Raw genomic sequence first — 23,424 nt, forward strand, 5'->3', positions numbered from 1 at the left:
AATCAAAAAATTGAACTACTAACCCCCAACCCCTAAAACCTAAGACCTATTTAATAATCAATCCCAAGAAAAACTCTATGTTGTGATATTTTCGATTGAATGACGTAAAGGCAGGCCAAACTGGATAATAATATTTCACATAATTATCCCGACAACCAACTATCATCACATGGTTTGCCCAAAGGCGTTGCTCAACATATACGCCTAACGCCCCGCCATTGAAAAAATCCTTAAATTCTGTCACTTTTATACCGCCTGCCGTGGTGTTTATGTAGGTAATTGCATTAAGTTCTGATTTCACCGTAATAGCAACATCTTTTACTTTAAATCCAATGGAAGCATTGGGATAATGCGACCAAGCAGAGGTTCTATTATCAAAACCGTATTGGGTTAATGCTCCGAAAATAAAACCTACATCGTAGCCCATTTTGGCAGAAAAAACTTTGCCTTGTTTGTTCCAATGCAAGCCTCCACGCACCTGATTTGCCATATAAATTGAACTGATATTTACAGAAGCATCAAAACCTTTGGGAAGCCCGATAGTTGCGTACAAATCAATTAAAGGAATTCGTAGTGCAGATTCTACATAATCTAAAGGGAATTTTGTGGAAGAAAGTCCTACCGCTGCTTTTAATTCCCCTGATTTCCACACATGAGGAAGTACAAAACTGTTCTTTTCGATGTTAAATACTCTTCTCGGACGCACAGAAATACTGTCAGTTTGGGCAGCCAAATTGAGGGTAAGAAAAGTCAAAAGAAAGAGTTGTATAAATCGTAAATTCATATAAATTGAGCCAAGAAATCATTGGAATGTGGTTAGGGAATTAAAAGTTTATAAGAAATTGTGCTTGTTATCGAAAAACGTTGTTTCGCTTTCACTCATTTACCCATAAAACTAAAACTCATTATAGACTGCGACATAACTTTATTAGAAGTAAAATTTAATAATTTGGCTCAACTTCCCGAAAGTTTAACCCCTAACGGAGTTATTTCGGGAAGTTCCAATTCCAATAAGTTATGTCATACTCTATAACTATTTAATCCCGCACAAGTTTACATTAAAAATTGTGCCTTTCTCAAATACTTCGTATAAATCTCAGCAGAAGCCCTGTATCTTTGCACCTTATTTCATTCTTAAAAAGAATATTAGCGTTTAGAACAAACCTAAATACTAATTCCCAAATATGATTTCAGTAGATAATGTAACGGTTGAGTTCGGTGGACGAGCTTTGTTTAGTGATGTAACTTTCAACATCAACGAAAAAGATAGAATAGCCCTCATGGGTAAAAATGGAGCAGGGAAATCTACGCTCTTAAAAATTATTGCAGGAGCTGACAAAGCAACACGAGGTAAAATTTCTGCCCCTGGAGATGCCGTAATTGCGTATCTTCCTCAGCATCTTTTGATGGAAGATGACAGCACCGTTTTTGAAGAAACGACGAAGGCTTTTTCAAAAATCTTAGATATGAAAAACGAAATTGATGAATTAAATCATCAATTGGAAACTCGTACCGACTACGAATCTGACGAATACATGGCTATTATTGAGCGTGTTTCGGAAGTAAGTGAGAAATATTATTCTATCGAAGAAATCAATTTTGATGCGGAGGTTGAGAAAACTTTATTGGGTTTAGGCTTTGTTCGTGCTGATTTTACTCGTAAAACATCTGAATTTAGTGGTGGCTGGCGTATGCGTATTGAATTAGCGAAAATTCTTTTGCAAAACCCTGATTTGATTCTTTTAGATGAGCCTACCAACCACTTGGATATTGAGTCGATTCAGTGGTTAGAAGAGTTTTTGATGAATTCTGCTAAAGCCGTAATCGTTATTTCTCACGATAGAGCTTTTGTGGATAACATTACAAATCGTACCATTGAAATCACGATGGGACGTATTTACGACTATAAAGTAAACTATTCGCACTATCTCCAACTTCGCAGAGAACGTCAGGAACAACAGCAAAAACAGTTTGCGGAACAACAAAAATTCATTGCTGAAACTACTGAATTTATTGACCGTTTCAAAGGAACATATTCAAAGACTTTACAGGTACAATCAAGAGTAAAAATGCTTGAAAAATTGGATATTGTGGAAGTTGACGAAGTTGATACTTCAGCATTAAATCTTAAATTTCCGCCTGCTCCACGTTCTGGAAATTATCCTGTAATTGTGGAAGATTTAACGAAAAGTTACGGCGACCATTTAGTTTTCAAAGATGCAAGATTGACCATAGAAAGAGGCGAAAAAGTAGCTTTTGTGGGTAAAAACGGAGAAGGAAAATCTACACTTGTGAAAGCCATCATGGGTGAAATTGATTTTGAAGGCGAAATGAAATTGGGACATAATTCAATGATTGGTTATTTTGCCCAAAATCAAGCAGCACTTTTAGACGGAGATTTAACGATTTTCCAAACAATTGATAATATTGCAGTTGGCGAAATCAGAACAAAAATCAAAGATATTTTGGGTGCATTTATGTTCGGTGGTGATGATGTTCACAAGAAAGTAAACGTATTGTCGGGAGGAGAAAGAACTCGTTTGGCAATGGTCAAACTTTTGCTTGAACCTGTAAACTTATTAATCTTAGATGAGCCAACAAACCATTTGGATTTAAAAACCAAGGATATTCTAAAAGATGCTTTAAAGGCTTTTGAAGGAACCGTAATCTTGATTTCTCACGATAGAGATTTCTTGGACGGACTTGCTGAAAAAGTGTTTGAATTTGGTAACAAACGAGTTTTAGAGCATTTTGAAGACATTAATGGTTTCTTGCGAAATAAGAAAATGGAGAATTTGAAGGAGATTGAGCGGAAGGGAAAATAGATAAAACGCCGTTGTTAGAGATTCTGACAACGGCGTTTTTATTGCTTAAAACTTTATTGATATTTCGAGTTCGCCCCCAAGTCCTTCATGAATTATCTTTTGAAGTGTTGAGAAACGAATGTCTTTTAAGTTTTTTTCAAGTTTTGAGATATAAGATTTATTTGTTCCCACTAAGTTTGCAAGTTGTTCTTGAGTCAAACCTTTTTTCTGACGTGCCTCTTGAAGAAGAACAGCAATCTTAAATGTCTGATATTCTGTTTCAAACAATTCTCGTTCAGTTGTTCCTTTTACGCCAACCTCTGAGTCTAAAAGTTGAGAAAGACTTGTTAAATTATTGCTTTTCTTCATAATATTCCTCTCTGATTTTTAACGCTTTTATAATTTCTTGTGAAGGTGTTTTTTGTGTCTTTTTCTGAAATCCGTTACCAACTACAACCAGATTATCTTCATCAAAAAAACAAAAGATTCTAAAAATATTACTTCCCATTTGTACCCTAATCTCATAAAGACCGTCCGTACCTTCCAAATGCTTTAAATACGTTTCGGGGACTCGTTGTAGTTCTTCAACAATCTTTAAAGTCCACAGGATTTTGGTCTTTACTTTGGGATTTTGTTTTGCAAAAAAGTCTATAAAATAGTTTTTGTAGAAAAACAGTTCTCGGATTTTATTCATGATTTTAAAAGCATTGCAGAAAAGTAGCCCAATAGTACAACTTTTATTGGTAAAATCAAATTAAATAACCTCTAATTCTATCCGCCGTAGCCTTCAATTCTTCTTGCGTAGGCTTCAATTTTTCTCTCGTGAAATTAATATCATTCATCGAATTCAGCGGAATCAAATGCACGTGTGCATGAGGAACTTCTAAGCCAATTACTGAAACGCCCACTTTCCGACAAGGACACGCTTGTGCGATAGCAGGAGCAATTTTCTTAGCAAATACCATCAATCCCGATAGTAAATCATCTTCTAAATCAAAGATATAATCAACCTCTTTTTTCGGAATTACGAGCGTGTGTCCGTCTGCCAAAGGCGTAATATCTAAGAACGCTAAAAAACGTTCATCTTCTGCAATTTTATGGCAAGGAATTTCGCCATTAACGATTTTTGTGAATATGGTGGGCATGGATATCTGGGGGTTAATGGGTTTAAGGGGTTTGGGGGATTAAAGGTCAAAATGGAATAATTTGTGGAGAAGTCATTTTAACTTCAACCCCTAAACCCAACAATCCCTAAACCCCTAAAAATTATTTAAACCATTCTGAATACATTACATAATTATTTGCGGTTCGCATAAAAACTTCTGAGGCTTCGGGCGATACGGGTTTTAATAATTTAGCGGGATTTCCTGCATAAATTGAACCTGCGGGTACACGAGTATTTTGCGTAACAATTGCCCCTGCGGCAATAATTGAGCCTGTTTCTATCACTGCTCCGTCCATTACGATTGCTCCCATGCCAATCAAAACTTTATCTTCAATCGTGCATCCATGAACGACTGCGTTATGGGCAATTGATACATAATTCCCAATAATGGTTTGTGATTTTTGGTAAGTACAATGAATCACCGCTCCATCTTGAATATTAGAATTATGACCGATGATGATAGAATTAACGTCTCCACGCACAACAGCATTGAACCAAATGGTACAATTATCTCCCATCGTTACGTCTCCTACAATGGTTGAGTTTTCGGCAAACCAACAGTTTTCTCCGAATTTGGGAGAAATTCCTTTTACGGGCTTTATTAACGGCATCTCGAAAGTATTAAGTATTGAGTCCAAAATATCAAATATTCTGAACTGTATTTATTTCCAGACAAATATACACCTCCACATTTTGAAGACAATAAAAAAGGCTAACGAAGATTTATCGTTAGCCCAAATTGATTTGTAGTGGCGAATCGCATTCGCCATACACTCAATAAAATGACGAATAGCATTCGCCATACTCAATGAAATGGCGAATGCTATTCGCCACTACTGTTCAAATATCTTGCGTCAATTATTTGTAAATGGTGAATACAATGCCCTAAAATAGCAAAACCTAACGCTCGTACTGAAACCTCAAAGTTGCTCGCAATACCTCTTTCTTCAAGCATTTCTTCGGTAAAACTTTCAAAAAGCAAAATCGTTCCCTGACGAACTGCGGTAAATTCTGCCACTAATTTCTGAATATCTCTTTGTCCTGCATTTGACGTATCTCCATAAAGCACTTCGTCATAACCAGGTAAAGGCGTTTTGTCTTTTCGTGCAAAACGCATAGCACGATACGCAAAAACACGCTCAGTATCAATAAGATGCCCAATCACTTCTTTGATTGACCATTTGCCAACTTGGTATTTATGGTTTAGTTGTTCTTCGGAAAGAGCAAGCATTTTTTGCTCAACAACTTGCAGATTTTCTTGTAAACCTGTCAGCAAATCTTGGGCTGTAACTTTGTTGATATAATTACTAAAATTGCCAAAATTCTCATTTGGCGATGGTGGTAAAATGTTCATGGTTTGTTAGATTCTAAAATGATATAAATTAGACCACAGATAACGCAGATTTTACGGATTTTCACGGATAAATATTCATAAAATCAGCGAAAATCAGTCAAATCTGTGTCATCTGTGGTCTAATCTTAGTTCGATAAATGCGAAGGTAAAGGAATATTTACACTTAATTCGTCAGGAATGGGCGTTAATCTTTTACTTGGAATGGGAATCAATCCCGACCAAATCGGTAAACTTTGGTCTTCTTCATCATCGCTTGGCATTCCTTCACGAGTTTTAGCAGAAGCCTCCGAAATATCAAATACCAAAAGCATCGTTTTGTCAACTTCTTTGGACTTCATCGGACGTAAATATTCCCAACTATTGGGAACAATTTTCTCGGTCAATTCTTTGAAAAAAGAGGCTTTCGCTTCATAATCATCAATTCTTTGAGCATTTGAAAAAATCACAACCGAACGATAATTTACCGAATGATGAAAGGCAGATTTTGCCACTACCAAAGCATCGGTAAGCATCACCGAAATACAAACAGGGATTCCACTCTCAATCTGACGCAGAAAATGACTTCCTACCGAACCATGAATATATAATTTATTTTCTTTACGGACAAATGCCGTTGGAATACTAAATGGCTGATTATCTACCGAATAGCTGATTGTGCAAAATAGAGCTTCGTCTAAAATTGGAAAAACGATGGCTTCATCATAGTGCATCCGCTGATTTGCGTAACGGCTTGGCGTTGTTTTGGGCGTTTTTTGTAACATATCTTTGAAAATTAAGTATCGCTTTTAATCAATAAACTTTGGTTTGGTTCTGTTAAAATTTACACGTGAGTTGTCATCCCGTATAAATTTTAACAGAACCCAAACTTTCTAATTTTTCAACAAATTTATATCTTTACTGGATACCCACACTACTCCACAATCAAACCACCAAGTAGTCCAGATGCAAATACCTTTCAAAACATTACTCGAAATCAACAAAGAATCGTCTTTGCCAATTTACGTTCAAATTGCCAATGGAATCAGTCAAAATATTCAAGCTGGAATTCTGAAAACAGGTACAAAATTGTTAGGTACTCGACAAATGGCAGAACTTTTGGAAGTTCATCGCAAAACAGTCGTAGCGGCTTATGACGAACTTTATTCGGAAGGTTGGATTGAGGTTTTTCCACAAAAAGGAACATTCGTTGCTCAACATTTGCCCACTGTAAAACCTGTTGAATTTTCCGTAAAACAAGAAAATACAAGCCATGAAATTCCTAATTTGACTATTGCTCAAAACGCCATTATTAAAATTCCGCCAGTTATTACACATCGCTTGGCTTTCAATGATGGATTACCCGATATACGCCTTGCTCCTCGTGAAGAATTGGCTCGTTTGTACGCCCATTATATCAAATTCGGCGATTCGTCTATTCTTCAATACACAAATCCTTATGGGCATATTCGGTTTCGAGAAGTGTTTTCTGCTTTCTTGAATGAAACTCGTGGCATGAATATTTTGCCACAAAATATCCTAACAACACGAGGAAGTCAAATGGCTTTTTACTTGATTGGTTCGGCTCTTTTTCAGAAAAATGATGAAATGCTGGTCGGTTCTCTAAATTATCCTGCTGCCAATATGACATTTGAAAGTTTAGGCTTAAAACTGAACATCGTTCCAATTGATGAAGATGGAATTGTAGTGGATGCAGTGGAGGAAATTTGTAAGCAAAAATCCATGAGCAATACACCAATTAAAGCGATTTATATCACCTCACACCATTATCATCCGACGACCGTAACGCTCAAACCCGAACGGAGAATTAAATTATTGGCTTTGGCTGAAAAATATGATTTTTATATCATTGAAGACGATTATGATTACGATTATCACTATGCCAATCGCCCAGTTTTGCCTTTAGCCAGTGCCGACCGTCATGGTTTGGTCATTTATTTAGGCTCATTTACCAAACGAATTGCTCCGACTTTTCGAGTTGGGTACATCGTGGCAAAACAAGAAATCATTGATGAATTAGCTAAATATCGCAGAATTATGGACAGACAAGGCGATACAATTTTGGAGTTATCGTTAGCCGATATGTTGGAAGACGGCACATTAAAACGATATACCACAAAGGCTGTAAAAACCTACCGAGAAAGACGAGATTTTACGTGCGATTTACTCAAAAATGAATTAGGAAACATCATTGATTTTAAAATTCCAGATGGAGGAATGGCTATTTGGGCAAAGTTCGACAAAAGCATTTCTTTGATGGAATTATCCGAAAAAGTAGGTAAAAAAGGGCTTTATCTATCAAACGGCTCAGCTTACGGAGATTTAAACGCTTGCCGAATGGGATTTTCTTCGATGAATTTGAAGGAGATGGAAGAATCGGTGGGGATTTTGAAAGTGGTCATTTGAACAAAGTATAAATCAAATAGATACTATATTTGAAAAATAATTTCGGCTTAGTCTTTGTTATGTTTATATAACATTAAAGCGTACTTTTGTAACACCATGATGTACTATAGACGAAAAATATTACTTTCAATTTTTGAAGCATTTGGGGGCCAACTAAGTAAAATTAGTCTCCAAAAACTTTTATTATTATTTACCAAATACCAAGAAAAGCCTGCTTATGAATTCGTTCCCCATAGATTTGGTTGTTTTTCCTTTCAGGCAAACTGGGACTTGCAAGCTTTAAAAACTTACGGCAAAATAAAAGATACAGCCAAGGGATGGGAGTTAACAAATGAAACTTTTTTTCGGAATGAGTTAACTGTTGAAGATAAAAACAGAGTTTCACACTTGTTTAGAACATATGAAAACTTCTCCGCAGATGAACTCATGCGAGAAACCTATATAAAGTTCCCCTACTATGCCATTCGTAGCGAAAAGGCAAGTGAAATTCTAAATAGTGCCGAGCTTTCAAGAGTATTAAAACAAAAACCTATTAAAGAAAAAACCGCACTTTTTACTCTTGGATACGAAGGAATCACGATAGAAAAGTATTTTAATAAACTATTACTTAACGACGTAAAAGTATTATGTGATGTCAGAAGAAATCCACTAAGCCAAAAGGTTGGTTTTTCAAAAAATCAACTAAAATCGGTATGTGACGCACTTGATATCACCTATATCCATATCCCACAACTTGGTATTCCAAGTGAAAAACGCCAAAGTTTAAATAGTCAAAAAGACTACGATGCTTTATTCTTAGACTATGAAGCTAATTATTTAATAAACCAAAGTGAATCTGTTAGTGCTATTTTTGATATATTAGAAAAAAATAAACGAATTGCACTAACTTGTTTCGAAGCTTCTTTTTGTCAATGTCATAGAAGTAAAGTTGCTAAAGCAATCACTAAATTAGAAAACTGGAAATACGAACTTATACACTTATAAAATGGCTAAAATACGTGTTTTAATTACGGTTAAGACTTACCCTACACTTTCAGGCAAATACGATGAACTTGTTTGCACAGCAGGATTTACAGAATCGGGAGAATGGATTCGAATATATCCTATTCAATTTCGTAAATTAGGCTATTTAAGTCAATATAAAAAGTACGAGTGGATAGAGATAGACTTAGTTAAAAACACAAGTGATTTTCGTCCCGAGAGTTATCGCCCTGCAACTCTTGAAACACAGCCAAGTATTGTTGGCTCTGTTTCAACAGAAAACAATTGGGCAGAGAGAAAAAATATTATTCTTAAAAATGTTTACACTGATTTAGAGTTACTAATAGCCGATTCAAAGGATAAAAATAAAAGAACTTCTCTCGCAGTTTTTAAACCAACAAAAATTTTAGATTTTGTATGGGAAGCTGTTGATAGAGATTGGGATAAGGCTAAAATAGCCGCAATGAATCAAATGAGTATATTTGAACAACGTGGAAGTGAAATAAAGGTTGTACGAAAACTACCATATAAGTTCAGTTATAAACTTGAAGATATTAATGGTCGTCAAAGTAAAATGATGATTGAAGATTGGGAAGTTGGTGCCTTATTTTGGAGGTATGAGAATGAAGAAGAAGCTTGTCAAAAGGTGCGTCAGAAATATTTTGATGATTTTGCAAAAACTAAGGATTTACATTTTTTCTTGGGAACTACACAATCTTTTCACTTGCAAGCAAAAAACCCATTTATGATTATTGGAACATTTCATCCAACTTTCCCCAAACCGACAAAAATTGACCCACAAATGACGTTATTTTAAGCCTAAACAGAATAAATTACAAAAGGAGGACAGTTTCAAGAAATTGTCCTCCTTTTATAATTTACTCCCCCCTCACATCAAACCGCCCATCTTTCAAAGTAAATATTTCCGAAGGGTTATCTTTATTGTGAAAAGTTACTTTGAATGTTCCTGCATAAATTTTTGTAATTGGGTCGAAATGGGTAATTGACACTTCGTTTTCACCCGTTTGTGCAATTGGGTATTGCCCGCAATTTCCACCTACACAACGCTGATACACACTTGCATAAGGCGTAAATTCAATGGCATTCTTTGGGAAATACGTCATGAATTTATATGTTCCAACGCCTTTTACTTTATCAACCATCAAACTAATCGACTCACGAGTTTCTTGATTGGTAACGGTCAATCTCAACGTTTCATTTTGTAAGCGTCCCCACACAACAGGCACAGGTTTAAAATTTGGATTGGATTTATATCGTTGGAAAGGAGTCCAAATAGCGTCATTAATTTTCACGCCAAAAGTTTGTTTGCCACTTTCAGTAACTGCTGGTAATTCTGTGGGTTGTACATAATCGTTTATTTCACAGCCTGTTAGGACTACAAAAGCAAATAATGTGAATATGTACGTCGTAATTTTCATAAAATTTCGATTGAATCAGAATTCTAAATTATACATTATTTTGAAACAATTGTACAATTCATGGAAATTTAATATTGATTCTTATTCTACGGTAATTTGATAGCATATAGATTTAATACGTGTCTAATCCGTAAAATCCGTGTGCCATAGACAACTTTGAACTATTATTATCAGAAATTAGTTATCATTTTCCCCATCTCAAAATCTGATAAAAACAAACAACTAATGAACTGATATGCAGAAACTTAATTTAACCATTTCGCTTGAGAAGTACGATAACGAAAACGAACTTACACCCATCGAACAAAAACTTTTGTCGGAAGCCCGTAGAGCCACTTATAAATCTTATGCTCCGTATTCAAAATTTCATGTAGGAGCAGCCGTATTGTTGGACGATGACCAAATCATCACTGCCAATAATCAAGAAAATGCCGCTTTCCCTTCAGGTTCTTGTGCGGAACAATCTGCTATTTTTTGGGTTGGTGCTAATTATCCAAATCATAAAATTAAATCTATTGCCGTAATTGCCCGTCCGGGTGCTGGCGATGATTTCAGAGGCGTTCCACCCTGCGGAGCGTGTCGTCAGGCAATGTTGGAATATGAATACCGTCAAAAGCAATCCATACGTTTACTCATGTTGGGTGCCGACAATCAAATATTAATCACCGATTCTATTGGAGATTTACTACCTTTGAAATTTAATGAATTTTAGATTGGTTATCGGTTATTGGGGAATTAGTTATCGGTTGTTACGGAATAAAACAGAATCATTATTCCCAAATAACCAATTTCCCAATAACTAATAACCAATAACCAACCCCATGCTTGACTTTATCCGTAAAAACTCATTCACCATCCTTTATACTTTCTTCTTGGGATTAATGCCTTTATTGGTGAGTTCTTCGATTAGTTATTGGGTTATTACGCATGAGCAAGAAATTCAGGCTTTTACTTTTCAGAATTGGATTTTGGCTTTCGTTGTCGCTTGTTTTACGATGGCATTCGCCCTCACTCCTACTACTTTTATTGCTTTACTGAGTGGATATTTTTTAGGTTGGAAAGCCTTTTTGCCCATTGCCATCACTTATTGGATTGCCTCATTTTTAGGTTTTAAAACTGCCCAAGTGATTGATGGAGGTCGATTTTTACAGATTCTTTCTGAAAAACCCAAAGTAAAACAAGTGTTGGAAAATTTGCAAAAAGACGAATTCAAAATTATTCTCCTTGCTCGACTATCCCCTGTCCTTCCTTTTGCTGTAACCAATGTTTTATTCTCCTTCTCTGGAACAAAATTACGTAATTTTTTGACGGCTGGTTTTCTCGGAATGCTACCAAGAACCATGCTTTCAATTTGGATTGGCACACAAGCCCAAGAGATAAAAAAACTCATCGAACATCCCAGCGAAGGGAGTTTATCACAAATCCTTATTTTAGGATTAATTGGCGGTTCAATTTTAGGATTAGGCTATTTTATCAAGAAAGCTGTGGAAAAGTAAGACAGGGTTCCATACTGTCAACAACTCTCTACAATATAACAAGGTAGAATTTCATCTTACTTTTAAAAATTTTCTTCCTCATTTTCAAATCATTACAGAAATTTTCTGTATCTTTGCACCCCCAATTCAAACGGGGAATTTAACTAAATTTCTTCGCCCTTTGCCCGAGGCGATGATGTAAACAGGGTTTTTTATTCGCACATGGCTAATCAATTAGCAGATTTCGACTGGGATTCGGTCGGTACTAAAGGTTTCGGTGGAGGTTACTCAGCTGAACAAAGAGCTCAATTAGAAGCACTTATCGAGGGAACTTTAAACCAAGTTACTGAGAAAGCAGTAGTAAAAGGTACGGTTGTAGGGATTACTGACCGTGAAGTAATTATGAACATTGGTTTCAAATCAGATGGTTTGGTTCCAACTTCAGAATTCAGAGATATGCCTGACTTAAAAGTAGGCGATGTAGTTGACGTTTACGTAGAAAACCAAGAAGACAAATCAGGTCAATTGATTCTTTCTCGTAAGTTAGCTAAAGTAATGACAGCTTGGAAAAACATTGAAGACGCTCTTGACCAAGACGTTATCATCGATGGTTTCGTAAAACGTCGTACAAAAGGTGGTCTTATCGTGGATATCTATGGTGTAGAAGCATTCTTACCAGGTTCACAAATTGATGTGAAACCAATCCGTGATTTTGACATCTTCGTTGGAAAGAAAATGGAAGTTAAAGTGGTTAAAATCAACCACGCTAACGATAACGTAGTAGTATCACACAAAGTATTGATTGAGAAAGACCTTGAACAACAACGTCAATCAATCCTTACTAACCTTGAAAAAGGACAAGTATTGGAAGGTGTTATCAAGAACATGACTAACTTCGGTGTATTCATCGACTTAGGTGGTGTTGATGGTTTACTTCACATTACTGATATTTCTTGGGGACGTATCAACCACCCACAAGAAATGCTTAAACTTGACCAAAAAATCCAAGTGGTTGTTTTGGACTTCGACGAAAACAAGAAACGTATTTCGTTAGGTATGAAACAATTACAAGCTCACCCTTGGGATGCTTTAGCAGAAACAACTGAAATTGGTTCTAAAGTGAAAGGTAAAATCGTAAACGTAGCAGATTACGGTGCTTTCTTAGAAATCACTCAAGGTGTTGAAGGCTTAATCCACGTTTCAGAAATGTCTTGGTCGCAACACTTGCGTAACCCACAAGACTTCTTGAAAGTTGGTGACCAAATCGAAGCAGTTGTTTTAACTCTTGACCGTGCTGAACGCAAAATGTCATTAGGTATCAAACAATTGACTGAAGACCCTTGGACTAAACAAGATTTATTAGCTCGTTACGCTTTAGGTTCTAAACATACTGGAACTGTTCGTAACTTGACTAACTTCGGTTTATTCCTTGAATTAGAAGAAGGTATCGACGGTTTAGTACACGTTTCTGATTTATCTTGGACTAAGAAAATCAAACACCCATCTGAATTCGTTAAAGTTGGAGATAAATTAGACGTAATCGTATTAGAACTTGATGCAGAAAACCGTCGTTTAGCTCTTGGACACAAACAATTAGAAGAAAACCCTTGGGATACTTTCGAATCAATTTTCACAGTAGGTTCAGTACACAAATGTACAATCACTGCGAAAAACGATAAAGGAGCTACTTTAGAGTTACCTTACGGAATCGAAGGTTCTTCTGCATTGAAGCAATTAGTGAAAGAAGATGGTTCAGTAGCTGAGGTTGGTGAGCAATTAGACTTCAAAGTAACTGAATTCAACAAAGATGACCGTAAAATCCAACTTTCACACGTTCGTGTTTACAACGATGCGAAAGAAGAGGTTATCGCTGAAGAGAAAAAGAAAACAGCTAAAGACGTACAGAAATTAGCTGATTCTGCTGAAAAATCTACATTAGGAGACTTAGATGCACTTTCAGCATTGAAAGCTCAAATGGAAGATTCAGCTCGTGAAGAAGCGAAAAAGAAATTAGACAAAAAAGCTAAAGCTGAATAATCTAATTCTTTAATGAATATAAAAAGACCTGTCGATAAATATTGGCAGGTCTTTTTTTTCATCAAAAAGTATAAACTTTAAAATATTGATTTTCAGACACCTATATTCAATACACAAAAAAACTCCACAAAAAACAAGATTTACTTTCACAAAAACTTTGATTTTAATGAAAACGGCATTAGTTTTGCAACCCATTCAATAAATAAGATGGTCTTGTGGCCGAGTGGCTAGGCAGAGCTCTGCAAAAGCTTCCACAGCGGTTCGAATCCGCTCGAGACCTCATCTAAAAGCTCCTAATCTTTTAGGAGCTTTTTTATTTTCTACTTAAAACGCCTCTCTTTTATATCCTCTCAACAATAAATTCCACTAAACTGTTGTATGCTAAAATACCTTGAAAATATTTGGGCTTATTTTTTTGTCATATAATACTCTAATATCTTTGAGTTCAAAAAATAAATAACATCAACAATGAAATATTTAATACTTTTCTTAATTCTTTTTTCCACAAAAGCTTTTGCTCATTTAGGAAACATCACAGGAGTCGTTTATGATGAAAAAACAAACTTGCCCATACAAGGCGTAAGTGTACAATTAACTGGGTTCAATAAGGTTGTTTTAACGAATGAGTTGGGACAATTTCGCTTTGAAAACTTACCCGAAGCTCCCTATAAAATTGAATGTTCCCATATCGGTTATAAAACACAAGTAACAAAAGCTGTGATTAATGATGACCAAAACACCTTTGTTAAGGTATTATTGAGTTATAAATCGGTAGAATTAACGGAAATTATCGTGCCTTCACAACGCCCGCACGACCAGCAATTGATTAGTAGTTTAGATATTAAATTACGTCCAATTACTAATTCTCAGGAAGTTTTGCGGATGGTTCCTGGTTTATTTATCGGGCAACACGCAGGCGGTGGAAAAGCCGAACAGATTTTCTTGCGTGGTTTTGACCTCGACCACGGAACGGATATAAAGTTGACCGTTGACGGAATGCCTGTTAACATGGTTTCGCACGCACACGGACAAGGTTACGCAGATTTACATTTTGTTATTCCAGAATTAATTCAAGGCGTGGATTTCAAAAAAGGGTCGTATAATGCTGAAAAAGGTAATTTGGCGACGGCAGGATGGGTGGATTTCCGAACTCGTAATAGTATTGACCATTCTTTCTTAAAATTAGAAGGTGGTCAATATGATTCTTTTAGGGCAGTGGGTGGACTTGATTTATTGGGAAAAAAAGGGAAAGCTAAAAATCAATCTGCTTATCTCGCTTCAGAATATTCTTATACAAATTCATATTTTGAAAATCCTCAAAACTTTAAAAGAATTAATCTCGTTGGTAAGTTTCATGGACATATTACGCCAAACACCAACCTTACCTTAACAGGCTCAACTTTTTGGAGTAAATGGAATCACTCGGGACAAATTCCAGATAGAGCAATCGAATCAGGATTAATTGGCTTTTTTGGTTCTATCGACCCAACCGAAGGAGGCGAAACAAGTAGAACAAACTTCAATGCTCAGTTTACTACAATTACTCCTCAAAACCATATTATTAAAAATCAATTCTTTTATAGTAATTATAATTTTGAACTTTATTCAAATTTTACCTTTTTCTTGAGTGATAGTATCAATGGCGACCAAATCCGCCAAAAAGAAAAACGTAATTTATTTGGATACAATGGTAGCTATTCAACAAACACAACCATAGGAAAAACTGATTGGACTACAACCTTTGGACTACAATTTCGTCAAGATATTACCAATGGTACAGAATTATCCAGAACCAAAGACCGTACAATTACAACTGAAAGATTGAAGTTTGGCAATATCAATGAAGTAAATGCTGCCATTTATGCAGATGAATTAATAAAATTTAATGAAAAATTTACTATTAATGCAGGTATCAGATTAGACTATTTCCGAAATAAATACGAAGATTTGCTACCCTCTCCCTCAACTCATGTTAAAGCAGATGCTACTATTATTTCGCCAAAACTAAATTTTTATTATACCTTCAATCCACAATTACAACTATATCTTAATACAGGAAAAGGATTTCACTCAAACGATATTAGAACCGTTGTTTCCCAAACAGGCATTAATACTTTAGCTCCTACTTACGGTTCAGATTTTGGAGCGATTTTCAAGCCATTTCCTAAACTTCTTATCAATACGGCTTTGTGGTATTTGTTGTCGGCTCAAGAATTTATATATGTTGGAGACGAAGGAGTGGTTGAAGCAAGTGGGCGTTCTCGACGTTATGGAATTGACCTTTCCTTACGTTATCAAATATCAAAACTCCTTTATTTTGATGCTGATTTAAATACGGCAACACCCCGCTCCTTAGATGCAGAATCAGGGAAAAACTATTTACCACTTGCTCCAGTTTTCACAACTACGGGAGGACTTTCCTTGCAAAACTCCTCAGGCTTCAGCGGTTCATTAAGGTATAGATATATTGCAAACCGTCCCGCTAATGAAGACAACACAGTTATAGCTAAAGGATATTTCGTAAATGATTTACAGCTCAATTATACAAAAAACAAATATGCCATTGGTTTATCGATTCAAAATTTATTTAATGTAAAATGGAAAGAAACCCAATTTAATACTGAGAGTAGATTACAAAACGAGGCAACCCCTATTGAAGAAATACACTTCACCCCCGGCACTCCATTATTTGGACGAATAAGCTTTAGTATTTCGTTTTAAAAAGTTTTACTTCTTTATTTGTGGTAACTCAAAAATGAAGAACTAAACTTTCATTTAAACAAAATTTCAAAACAACAGCTTTAAACCTTATGTAAAATATCAATTACATAAGTTCATTTTGTATTTTTGTGTGAAATATTATTTTTCAAACTTATTCTCAATATTATCCAATTGTTTCTGCATAAAATAAAAACATTTTGACATTCTAAATTAGAAAAAATCTAAATAGTTCCCAAAGAGTATAAAACTTCTAAAATTGCACAATAATTTAATTGGTTCGTAAATATTCCAATTGTACTTTTGTAACCCGAAAAAGTGTAAAATTTGAGTTTTTCAAGTAAAAAATTCTTGTTGCTCGCTTAGAAAGAAAATAAGTTTTGACAAAAAATTGAATTTAATTAGCGTAATTTTATATAAATGTTCTGTAATAAAACGATTATGATAACCATGAAACGCTTGAAAATTGTTGCTTTAATGGCAGTTTTAGGCTTCTTCGCCTCAGTCGTTAGTGTGAAGGCTCAAGATCCTGCTGAGGGTGAACAAATTTTCAAAAACAATTGTACGTCTTGCCACGCCGCAACTGATGAAGTAGTGATAGGTCCAGGATTAAAAGGTATTGGTCAAAGAAGACCTATCGACTGGCTTGTAAAATGGGTACATAACCCACAAGCTGTTATTGCCTCTGGAGACAAATATGCTGTTGATTTATTCAACAAGTATAACAAAACACAAATGAGTGCTTTCCCGAGTCTTTCGGAAGGACAAATCAAAAGTGTAGTTGCTTATATTGATGCTCAAGCGGCGGCGGCTCCAGCTCCTGCGGCTGACGGTGCTGCTCCTGCGGCTGGTGCTGCTCCCGCTGAAGGTTCTTCAAATGGTGGTATGATGCAGTACATTATGGTAGCATTGTTATTAATTATGGTATTGGTGTTAATTGCATTATTATCAATTGTATCAAGCCTTTCTAAGTTAGCAAGTATTTCTCCTGATGCAGCGGAAGCTCAAAATGTTCCATTATTGAAAAGACTTGCAGAAAATGGAAAGAAGTTAGCTGCTAATAGTGCATTCAAAACTGGAGCTGCATTGTTAATCACCTTATTGATTGGTAAAGCTACTATTGATGCTGCCTATGGTGTAGGTATTCACCAAGGATATGCTCCAGAGCAACCGATTCAATTCTCTCACAAACTTCACGCTGGACAGTATCAAATCAACTGTAACTACTGTCACACAGGTGTTTACAAAGGAAAAGGTGCAAACATTCCTTCTGCAAACATTTGTATGAACTGTCATAATTCAATCAAGCGTGAATCTCCTGAAATTCAGAAAATTTATCGTTCTCTTGAAAAGGATGAACCAATTCAATGGGTTCGTGTGCACAACCTTCCTGACTTGGCTTATTTTAATCACTCACAACACACAAATGTTGGAGGATTAGAATGTTCAAATTGCCATGGAGATATTGCTAAAATGGAAGTTGTTCAACAACGTTCTACATTAACAATGGGATGGTGTATTGACTGTCATAGAAAAACTGATGTGAATACAAAAGGTAATGCTTACTATGATAAATTAGTAGAATTACACAGTAAAGATCACAAAGAACCTTTGAAAGTACAAAACATTGGAGGTTTAGAGTGTTCTAAATGTCACTATTAATAAATTGGTGAATTAGTGCTTGGAGAATGGTGATTAGTAAATGACCATCCCAAAAGCAAAACAGTTAATCAAGACATTACAAAAAAAGCCAATTGCCGAAAGCCAAGAGCCAGAAGCTAAAAAAGCTAATCACATATTACAAATATGGAAAATAATACAAAACGGTATTGGAGAGGGATTGAGGAGTTAACAAACAATGCAGAGTTTGTAAAATATGCACATCGTGAATTTGGCGATGCTCCATCTGAAAATGAAAAAGGAGAAGCGTTAATCGATGGAACAAACACAGTTCGTCGTGACTTCTTAAAGGTTTTAGGTTTTGGAGTTTCTGCCGTAGCATTAGCAGCTTGCGAAGCACCTGTTAAAAAGGCAATTCCATACTTAAATAAGCCAGAAGACGTTGAACCTACTATTGCTAACTGGTATGCTTCCACTTTCATTGACGGAGGTGATTACGCATCAGTATTAGTAAAAACTCGTGAGGGTCGTCCAATCAAAATTGAAGTCAACCCAATGTCTTCAATTACAAAAGGTATATCAGCAAGAGTTCATGCGTCAGTATTGAGCCTTTATGATAACGAAAAATTAAAAGGTGCAACAATTGGAGGTAAACCTTCTGACTGGGCAACAACAGATAAAGAAATTATTGCAGAGTTAGGGAAAGTTTCTGCTCGTGGTGGTCAAATCAGAATTGTATCAAATACAATCGTTTCTCCGACTACAAAAAAAGTTATTAGTGAGTTTATTGCAAAACACCCGACTACGAAATTAGTAACTTATGATGCTAATTCTGTATCAGGTCTAATTCAAGCAAATGGAGGAATTTTGCCAAGCTATAATTTTAGCAAAGCAAAAACTATTGTTTCAATTGGTGCTGATTTTTTAGGTACTTGGCTTGCAGCAGATGAATTCTCAGAACAATGGGCAAAAACTCGTAGAGTAAGCTCTGCTGAGGGTGGAAATAAAGAAATGTCTCGCCATTATCAGTTTGAGTCAATTATGTCTATGACTGGAGCTAATGCGGACTACCGTTCAACTTACAAACCATCACAAGAAGGATTAGTTGTAACAAGTCTTTATAATGCTCTTGCATCAAAATTAGGAGCTACTCCGATTGGAGGTGCCTCTATCAAAATAGACCACTTTGACAAAGCTGTTTCAGATTTAGTGGCTACAAAAGCAGCTTCCATTGTAGTTTCTGGTTCAAATGACCCAGCAGTACAAACAGTTGTGATTGCAATCAATGCCATGTTGGGAGCTTATGGTAATACTATTGATGCAGGAATGCCTTCTAATTATAGACAAGGTTCTGATGCAGAAATGACTTCATTTATCAATGAAGCAAAAGCAGGTCAAATTGGTGCAGTAATTTTCTATAATGCTAATCCTGTTTATAACCACCCACGTGGAGCTGAATTAGCTGAAGCATTACCAAAAATTGGATTAACAATTTCTACAAATGACCGTGCTGATGAAACAGGGTCACTTTGTAAATATAACACTCCTGATTCTCATTACTTAGAATCATGGAATGATGCAGAGCCAAAAAGAGGATTCTTCTCATTTACTCAGCCTACCATTTCAACAATCTTCAAAACTCGTCAAGCACAATCAAGTTTATTAACTTGGGCTGGATTGAATGGAGATTATGCTACTTATCTTGAAAATGCTTGGTCTTCTACTTTAGGTGGAAAATCTGCTTGGTCTAAAGCACTACATGATGGTGTTTATGAACCAGGTGCAAGTGCTTCTTTCAATGTTCCTCAAACAGGTTTAGCAGATGCAGTCGTTTCTATTTCTAAGAATTACAAAGCTAATTCTGATAAAATGGAATTGGCAATCTACGAAAAAGTAATTATGGGTACAGGCTCACAAGCTAACAACCCTTGGTTACAAGAATGCCCAGAACCAGTATCAAAAGCTTGTTGGGGTAACTATGCTATGGTTTCTTTAGCAACTGCCAAGAAATTAGGCTTAGACCAAGAAATTGAATTAGACACACACGAAGTTGAAGTTTCAGTAAATGGTAAATCTGTTAAATTACCGTTCATTGTTCAACCAGGACAAGCTAATGATACCGTAGCCATTGCAATTGGTTACGGACGCACAAAGGCTGGAAAATCAGCTAATGAAGTTGGAGCAAACATATATCCATTTGCATCAGTTATCAATGGTAATATAGCATTCTCAAATACAGGAGATGTTCAAGTAAAAGCAACAGGAAAGTCTGCTCAGATTGCACGTACACAAACTCACAATACCGTTATGGCTCGTGAGGCAGTAGTACAAGAAACAGTATTGAGTGCTTATAAGAAAAATGTTGAGGCGGGTCGTTTCAAACCAGAAATCTCTACGGCTGAAGGTAAGAAAACAGCTACCGATATTTCATTATGGAATGGTCATAAATACAACAATCACGCATGGGGAATGGTCATTGACTTAAACACCTGTACAGGTTGTTCAGCTTGTGTTGTTTCTTGTAACGCTGAAAATAATATTGCAGTAGTTGGTCGTCAAGAAGTTATTAACCGTCGTGAAATGCACTGGATGCGTATTGACCGTTATTATTCTTCAGATGCAGACGTTGAAGATGTAAAAGGATTAGAATATGCTTCAGAAAACCCAGAAGTTGTATTCCAACCAATGCTTTGCCAACACTGTAATAACGCACCTTGTGAAACTGTTTGCCCTGTATTAGCAACAACTCACTCTTCAGAAGGATTAAACCAAATGACCTATAACCGTTGTATTGGTACTCGTTATTGTGCTAACAACTGTCCATATAAAGTTCGTCGTTTCAACTGGTTCCGTTATTATCAAACAGATGAATATGATTTCCAATTCAACAACGATTTAGGTCGTATGGTGATTAACCCAGATGTAACAGTTCGTTCACGTGGGGTAATGGAAAAATGTTCAATGTGTGTTCAACGTATTCAAGCTGGTAAATTAGAAGCTAAGAAGGAAAAGAGAAGACCGAAAGATGGAGATATCCAAACAGCTTGTTCACAATCTTGTCCTACAAATGCTATTACTTTTGGGGATATGAATGATGAAACATCAGAAATCTCTAAATTATTAGAAGCTGAACACAAAGGACGTGCCTTCGGTGTAATTGAAGAAATCAACGTAAAGCCAAATATCTCTTATTTAGTTAAAATCCGTAATAAGGATGAAAAAGTAAAGAAAGAAGAAGCTGCTGTTGAACATAAAGAACACGCATAGGTTGTAAATAATTTTGATTTTAAATTTTTAATTAAAAAATATATGTCGCACGTAGTATCACCCATAAGAGAAACCCTTGTTTCAGGCGGTAAATCTTATCATGACGTTACAAATGATATTTGTAAGCAAGTAGAAGGCGAACCTACCAAAGAGTGGAAAATCGCTTTTGGAGTATCTTGCTTAGTATTCGCTTACGGTGCTTATTGCTTAGGCTACACTTGGTGGCAAGGCATTGGAGTATGGGGTTTAAATAAAACCGTAGGTTGGGCATGGGACATCACCAACTTCGTATGGTGGGTAGGTATTGGTCACGCTGGTACGCTTATCTCAGCCGTATTATTATTATTCCGTCAAAAATGGAGAACGTCTATTAACCGTTCTGCTGAAGCAATGACAATTTTTGCCGTTCTTTGTGCAGCATCGTTTATCTTGGCTCACATGGGTCGTCCTTGGTTATTTCACTGGGCTTTACCATTACCAAATACATTTGGTTCATTATGGGTAAACTTCAACTCACCATTGGTATGGGACGTTTTTGCAATCTCGACTTACCTTTCAGTATCATTAGTATTCTGGTACTTAGGTCTTGTTCCAGACTTAGCAACAATCCGTGATAGAGCTCAAACAAAAGCATCTAAATTTTGGTATGGAGCATTCAGTTTAGGATGGAATGGTTCTGCTAAAACATGGGCTCGTTATGAATACGTTTCATTAATTTTAGCAGGTATCTCAACGCCACTTGTATTGTCAGTACACACAATTGTATCGATGGACTTTGCAACGTCTGTTATCCCAGGATGGCACACGACAATCTTCCCTCCGTACTTCGTAGCTGGAGCGATTTTCTCAGGATTTGCCATGGTACAAAGTCTTTTATTGATTACTCGTGTTGTATTCAAATTAGAAGATTACATTACTATTGAACACATTGAAATGATGAATATCATCGTAACAGTTACAGGTTCAATTGTAGGGATTGCTTATTTAACGGAGTTCTTCATTGCTTGGTATTCAGGAGTAGAATATGAGTCTTACTGTTTCATTAACCGTGCAACTGGTCCTTACTGGTGGGCATATTGGATGATGATGACTTGCAATGTAATCTCTCCACAATTATTCTGGTTCAAAAAGATTCGTCAAAGCATTTTAGTATCATTTATACTTTCTGTAGTAGTAAACGTTGGTATGTGGTTTGAGCGTTTTGTAATCATTGTATCTTCATTACACCGTGACTATCTTCCATCATCATGGGCGATGTTTACACCAACAATGTATGATATTGGTGATTATATTTTCTCTTTCGGATTATTCTTTACATTATTTTTCTTATTCGCTAAATTCTTACCAGTAATCAACATGTTTGAGGTAAAATCAGTAATGAGAGGTGTATCGACAAACTTCCCAGCAAAGAAGAAATCATCTGGAGATAAATCAAAAGAAACAGTTCATTAAGATATATCGAAGCTCAGCCATTGGCTATTAAAACAAAATAGTCAATGGCTGATTGCTAAATAAAAAAAATAAAAAAATGGATTCAACAGAAAGATATTTAGTAGGAGTTTTCGACGATGATGAGGAAGTATTACATGCTGTGACAGAAGTTAAAAACAGTGGTGTAAAAATTGAAGAAGTATATACTCCTTTTCCAATTCACGGACTTGATGTAGCAATCGGTCATCCACGTACACGTATTCCAATTGCAGCTTTTTTGTTTGGGTGTTTGGGTTTAACGTGTATCTTTTCCCTAATAAACTATACAATGGTCTTCGACTGGCCAATGATTATTGGAGGTAAAGATTTCTTTGCATTGCCAGACTGGATTCCAGTTTCATTTGAAGGTACAGTATTATTTACAGCCTTCGGTATGGTTGGTACATTTTTAGTATCAAATAGCTTATGGCCAGGTAAACAACCAAGAACATTCGATTTAAGAAGTACAGATGATAGATTTATTATGGCTGTAAACATGGCTAATAATAAAAAAACTGAGGCAGAAATCGAATCTATTTTAAGAGCATCTGGTGCTATCGAAGTAAATGTTAAACAATTTTAGTTCATAGGTATAAGGTATAAGGTATGAGTTATAAGGTCGAGAGTTATAAGTAATATAACTTTTTCCCTAATCCCCAATCCCTATTACTAATTCCTAACATGACTTACG

General features: G+C 36.0%; 20 protein-coding genes and 1 tRNA gene. 13 read left to right on the forward strand and 8 right to left on the reverse strand.

Features of this window, described 5'->3' with window-relative positions; genetic code table 11:
- Positions 1-46: 46 nt before the first annotated feature.
- On the reverse strand, positions 47-784 hold the full coding sequence (locus LV89_RS17775; RefSeq protein ID WP_109744272.1) for a hypothetical protein: 738 nt from the start codon (positions 782-784) through the stop codon (positions 47-49).
- Between the two features lie 400 nt (positions 785-1,184).
- Here LV89_RS17775 and LV89_RS17780 point away from each other — a divergent pair, with 400 nt between their 5' ends.
- The gene (locus LV89_RS17780; protein WP_109744273.1) at positions 1,185-2,825 is read left to right on the forward strand and encodes an ABC-F family ATP-binding cassette domain-containing protein; all 1,641 of its coding nucleotides are present in this window, start codon (positions 1,185-1,187) and stop codon (positions 2,823-2,825) included.
- A gap of 45 nt (positions 2,826-2,870) precedes the next feature.
- Here LV89_RS17780 and LV89_RS17785 read toward each other — a convergent pair whose 3' ends face one another.
- The 6 genes from LV89_RS17785 to LV89_RS17810 all read right to left on the reverse strand — a co-directional run bounded on the left by LV89_RS17785 (position 2,871) and on the right by LV89_RS17810 (position 6,084).
- Positions 2,871-3,173, reverse strand: coding sequence for a helix-turn-helix domain-containing protein (locus LV89_RS17785; protein ID WP_211321227.1), 303 nt, complete (start codon positions 3,171-3,173; stop codon positions 2,871-2,873).
- Positions 3,157-3,498, reverse strand: a complete 342-nt coding sequence (locus tag LV89_RS17790; RefSeq protein ID WP_109744275.1) for a type II toxin-antitoxin system RelE/ParE family toxin — start codon at positions 3,496-3,498, stop codon at positions 3,157-3,159. Before LV89_RS17790 ends, LV89_RS17785 begins: the two co-directional genes overlap by 17 nt.
- A 55-nt stretch (positions 3,499-3,553) precedes the next feature.
- Positions 3,554-3,949 carry an HIT family protein gene (locus LV89_RS17795; protein WP_109744276.1) on the reverse strand — a complete coding sequence of 132 codons (396 nt, stop codon included), beginning with the start codon at positions 3,947-3,949 and terminating at the stop codon, positions 3,554-3,556.
- Between the two features lie 121 nt (positions 3,950-4,070).
- Entirely contained in the window at positions 4,071-4,580 is a 510-nt protein-coding gene (locus LV89_RS17800) for a gamma carbonic anhydrase family protein (RefSeq protein ID WP_109744277.1), read from the reverse strand.
- A 212-nt stretch (positions 4,581-4,792) separates the two neighbouring features.
- Complete coding sequence (locus tag LV89_RS17805) at positions 4,793-5,323, reverse strand: DinB family protein (RefSeq protein WP_109744278.1); 531 nt, start codon at positions 5,321-5,323, stop codon at positions 4,793-4,795.
- A gap of 125 nt (positions 5,324-5,448) precedes the next feature.
- On the reverse strand, positions 5,449-6,084 hold the full coding sequence (locus LV89_RS17810; RefSeq protein ID WP_109744279.1) for a pyridoxamine 5'-phosphate oxidase family protein: 636 nt from the start codon (positions 6,082-6,084) through the stop codon (positions 5,449-5,451).
- Positions 6,085-6,265: 181 nt separating this feature from the next.
- Between LV89_RS17810 and LV89_RS17815 the strand changes: the two genes are divergently transcribed.
- The 3 genes from LV89_RS17815 to LV89_RS17825 all read left to right on the forward strand — a co-directional run bounded on the left by LV89_RS17815 (position 6,266) and on the right by LV89_RS17825 (position 9,524).
- Positions 6,266-7,726 carry an aminotransferase-like domain-containing protein gene (locus LV89_RS17815; protein WP_109744280.1) on the forward strand — a complete coding sequence of 487 codons (1,461 nt, stop codon included), beginning with the start codon at positions 6,266-6,268 and terminating at the stop codon, positions 7,724-7,726.
- Between the two features lie 96 nt (positions 7,727-7,822).
- Positions 7,823-8,710 carry a DUF488 domain-containing protein gene (locus tag LV89_RS17820; RefSeq protein ID WP_109744281.1) on the forward strand — a complete coding sequence of 296 codons (888 nt, stop codon included), beginning with the start codon at positions 7,823-7,825 and terminating at the stop codon, positions 8,708-8,710.
- A 1-nt stretch (position 8,711) separates the two neighbouring features.
- A complete protein-coding gene (locus LV89_RS17825) occupies positions 8,712-9,524 on the forward strand; it encodes a DUF8758 domain-containing protein (RefSeq protein ID WP_109744282.1) in 813 nt (270 codons plus the stop codon).
- Between the two features lie 61 nt (positions 9,525-9,585).
- Here the strand turns inward: LV89_RS17825 and LV89_RS17830 are convergent, their stop codons facing one another.
- Complete coding sequence (locus tag LV89_RS17830; protein ID WP_109744283.1) at positions 9,586-10,146, reverse strand: Riean_0653 family protein; 561 nt, start codon at positions 10,144-10,146, stop codon at positions 9,586-9,588.
- Between the two features lie 235 nt (positions 10,147-10,381).
- Here LV89_RS17830 and LV89_RS17835 point away from each other — a divergent pair, with 235 nt between their 5' ends.
- The 9 genes from LV89_RS17835 to LV89_RS17875 all read left to right on the forward strand — a co-directional run bounded on the left by LV89_RS17835 (position 10,382) and on the right by LV89_RS17875 (position 23,316).
- A complete protein-coding gene (locus LV89_RS17835; protein ID WP_109744284.1) occupies positions 10,382-10,858 on the forward strand; it encodes a cytidine deaminase in 477 nt (158 codons plus the stop codon).
- A 109-nt stretch (positions 10,859-10,967) separates the two neighbouring features.
- Positions 10,968-11,642, forward strand: a complete 675-nt coding sequence (locus tag LV89_RS17840; protein WP_109744285.1) for a TVP38/TMEM64 family protein — start codon at positions 10,968-10,970, stop codon at positions 11,640-11,642.
- 201 nt (positions 11,643-11,843) lie between these two features.
- A complete protein-coding gene (gene rpsA, locus LV89_RS17845; RefSeq protein WP_109744286.1) occupies positions 11,844-13,658 on the forward strand; it encodes a 30S ribosomal protein S1 in 1,815 nt (604 codons plus the stop codon).
- 209 nt (positions 13,659-13,867) lie between these two features.
- A tRNA-Cys gene (locus tag LV89_RS17850) sits at positions 13,868-13,938 on the forward strand.
- Positions 13,939-14,126: 188 nt separating this feature from the next.
- Entirely contained in the window at positions 14,127-16,379 is a 2,253-nt protein-coding gene (locus tag LV89_RS17855) for a TonB-dependent receptor (RefSeq protein WP_109744287.1), read from the forward strand.
- 447 nt (positions 16,380-16,826) lie between these two features.
- Positions 16,827-18,038, forward strand: coding sequence for a cytochrome c3 family protein (locus LV89_RS17860; RefSeq protein ID WP_109744288.1), 1,212 nt, complete (start codon positions 16,827-16,829; stop codon positions 18,036-18,038).
- Positions 18,039-18,182: 144 nt separating this feature from the next.
- Positions 18,183-21,263 (forward strand): TAT-variant-translocated molybdopterin oxidoreductase, encoded by a 3,081-nt coding sequence (locus LV89_RS17865; protein ID WP_109744289.1) that lies wholly within the window; start codon positions 18,183-18,185, stop codon positions 21,261-21,263.
- Positions 21,264-21,305: 42 nt separating this feature from the next.
- Positions 21,306-22,715 (forward strand): NrfD/PsrC family molybdoenzyme membrane anchor subunit, encoded by a 1,410-nt coding sequence (gene nrfD / locus LV89_RS17870; RefSeq protein WP_109744290.1) that lies wholly within the window; start codon positions 21,306-21,308, stop codon positions 22,713-22,715.
- Positions 22,716-22,791: 76 nt separating this feature from the next.
- Positions 22,792-23,316 carry a DUF3341 domain-containing protein gene (locus tag LV89_RS17875; RefSeq protein WP_109744291.1) on the forward strand — a complete coding sequence of 175 codons (525 nt, stop codon included), beginning with the start codon at positions 22,792-22,794 and terminating at the stop codon, positions 23,314-23,316.
- Positions 23,317-23,424: the final 108 nt, after the last annotated feature.

This window comes from Arcicella aurantiaca (assembly GCF_003148625.1).
GTDB lineage: Bacteria > Bacteroidota > Bacteroidia > Cytophagales > Spirosomataceae > Arcicella > Arcicella aurantiaca.

Coding starts and splice junctions, on each gene's coding strand:
- LV89_RS17810 (WP_109744279.1), bottom strand. CDS start 6,084: ATGTTACAAAAAACGCCCAAAACAACGCCAAGCCGTTACGCAAATCAG.
- LV89_RS17775 (WP_109744272.1), bottom strand. CDS start 784: ATGAATTTACGATTTATACAACTCTTTCTTTTGACTTTTCTTACCCTC.
- LV89_RS17820 (WP_109744281.1), top strand. CDS start 7,823: ATGATGTACTATAGACGAAAAATATTACTTTCAATTTTTGAAGCATTT.
- LV89_RS17805 (WP_109744278.1), bottom strand. CDS start 5,323: ATGAACATTTTACCACCATCGCCAAATGAGAATTTTGGCAATTTTAGT.
- LV89_RS17830 (WP_109744283.1), bottom strand. CDS start 10,146: ATGAAAATTACGACGTACATATTCACATTATTTGCTTTTGTAGTCCTA.
- LV89_RS17795 (WP_109744276.1), bottom strand. CDS start 3,949: ATGCCCACCATATTCACAAAAATCGTTAATGGCGAAATTCCTTGCCAT.
- LV89_RS17840 (WP_109744285.1), top strand. CDS start 10,968: ATGCTTGACTTTATCCGTAAAAACTCATTCACCATCCTTTATACTTTC.
- LV89_RS17835 (WP_109744284.1), top strand. CDS start 10,382: ATGCAGAAACTTAATTTAACCATTTCGCTTGAGAAGTACGATAACGAA.
- rpsA (WP_109744286.1), top strand. CDS start 11,844: ATGGCTAATCAATTAGCAGATTTCGACTGGGATTCGGTCGGTACTAAA.
- LV89_RS17865 (WP_109744289.1), top strand. CDS start 18,183: ATGGAAAATAATACAAAACGGTATTGGAGAGGGATTGAGGAGTTAACA.
- LV89_RS17855 (WP_109744287.1), top strand. CDS start 14,127: ATGAAATATTTAATACTTTTCTTAATTCTTTTTTCCACAAAAGCTTTT.
- LV89_RS17825 (WP_109744282.1), top strand. CDS start 8,712: ATGGCTAAAATACGTGTTTTAATTACGGTTAAGACTTACCCTACACTT.
- LV89_RS17790 (WP_109744275.1), bottom strand. CDS start 3,498: ATGAATAAAATCCGAGAACTGTTTTTCTACAAAAACTATTTTATAGAC.
- nrfD (WP_109744290.1), top strand. CDS start 21,306: ATGTCGCACGTAGTATCACCCATAAGAGAAACCCTTGTTTCAGGCGGT.
- LV89_RS17815 (WP_109744280.1), top strand. CDS start 6,266: ATGCAAATACCTTTCAAAACATTACTCGAAATCAACAAAGAATCGTCT.
- LV89_RS17875 (WP_109744291.1), top strand. CDS start 22,792: ATGGATTCAACAGAAAGATATTTAGTAGGAGTTTTCGACGATGATGAG.
- LV89_RS17860 (WP_109744288.1), top strand. CDS start 16,827: ATGAAACGCTTGAAAATTGTTGCTTTAATGGCAGTTTTAGGCTTCTTC.
- LV89_RS17780 (WP_109744273.1), top strand. CDS start 1,185: ATGATTTCAGTAGATAATGTAACGGTTGAGTTCGGTGGACGAGCTTTG.
- LV89_RS17800 (WP_109744277.1), bottom strand. CDS start 4,580: ATGCCGTTAATAAAGCCCGTAAAAGGAATTTCTCCCAAATTCGGAGAA.
- LV89_RS17785 (WP_211321227.1), bottom strand. CDS start 3,173: ATGAAGAAAAGCAATAATTTAACAAGTCTTTCTCAACTTTTAGACTCA.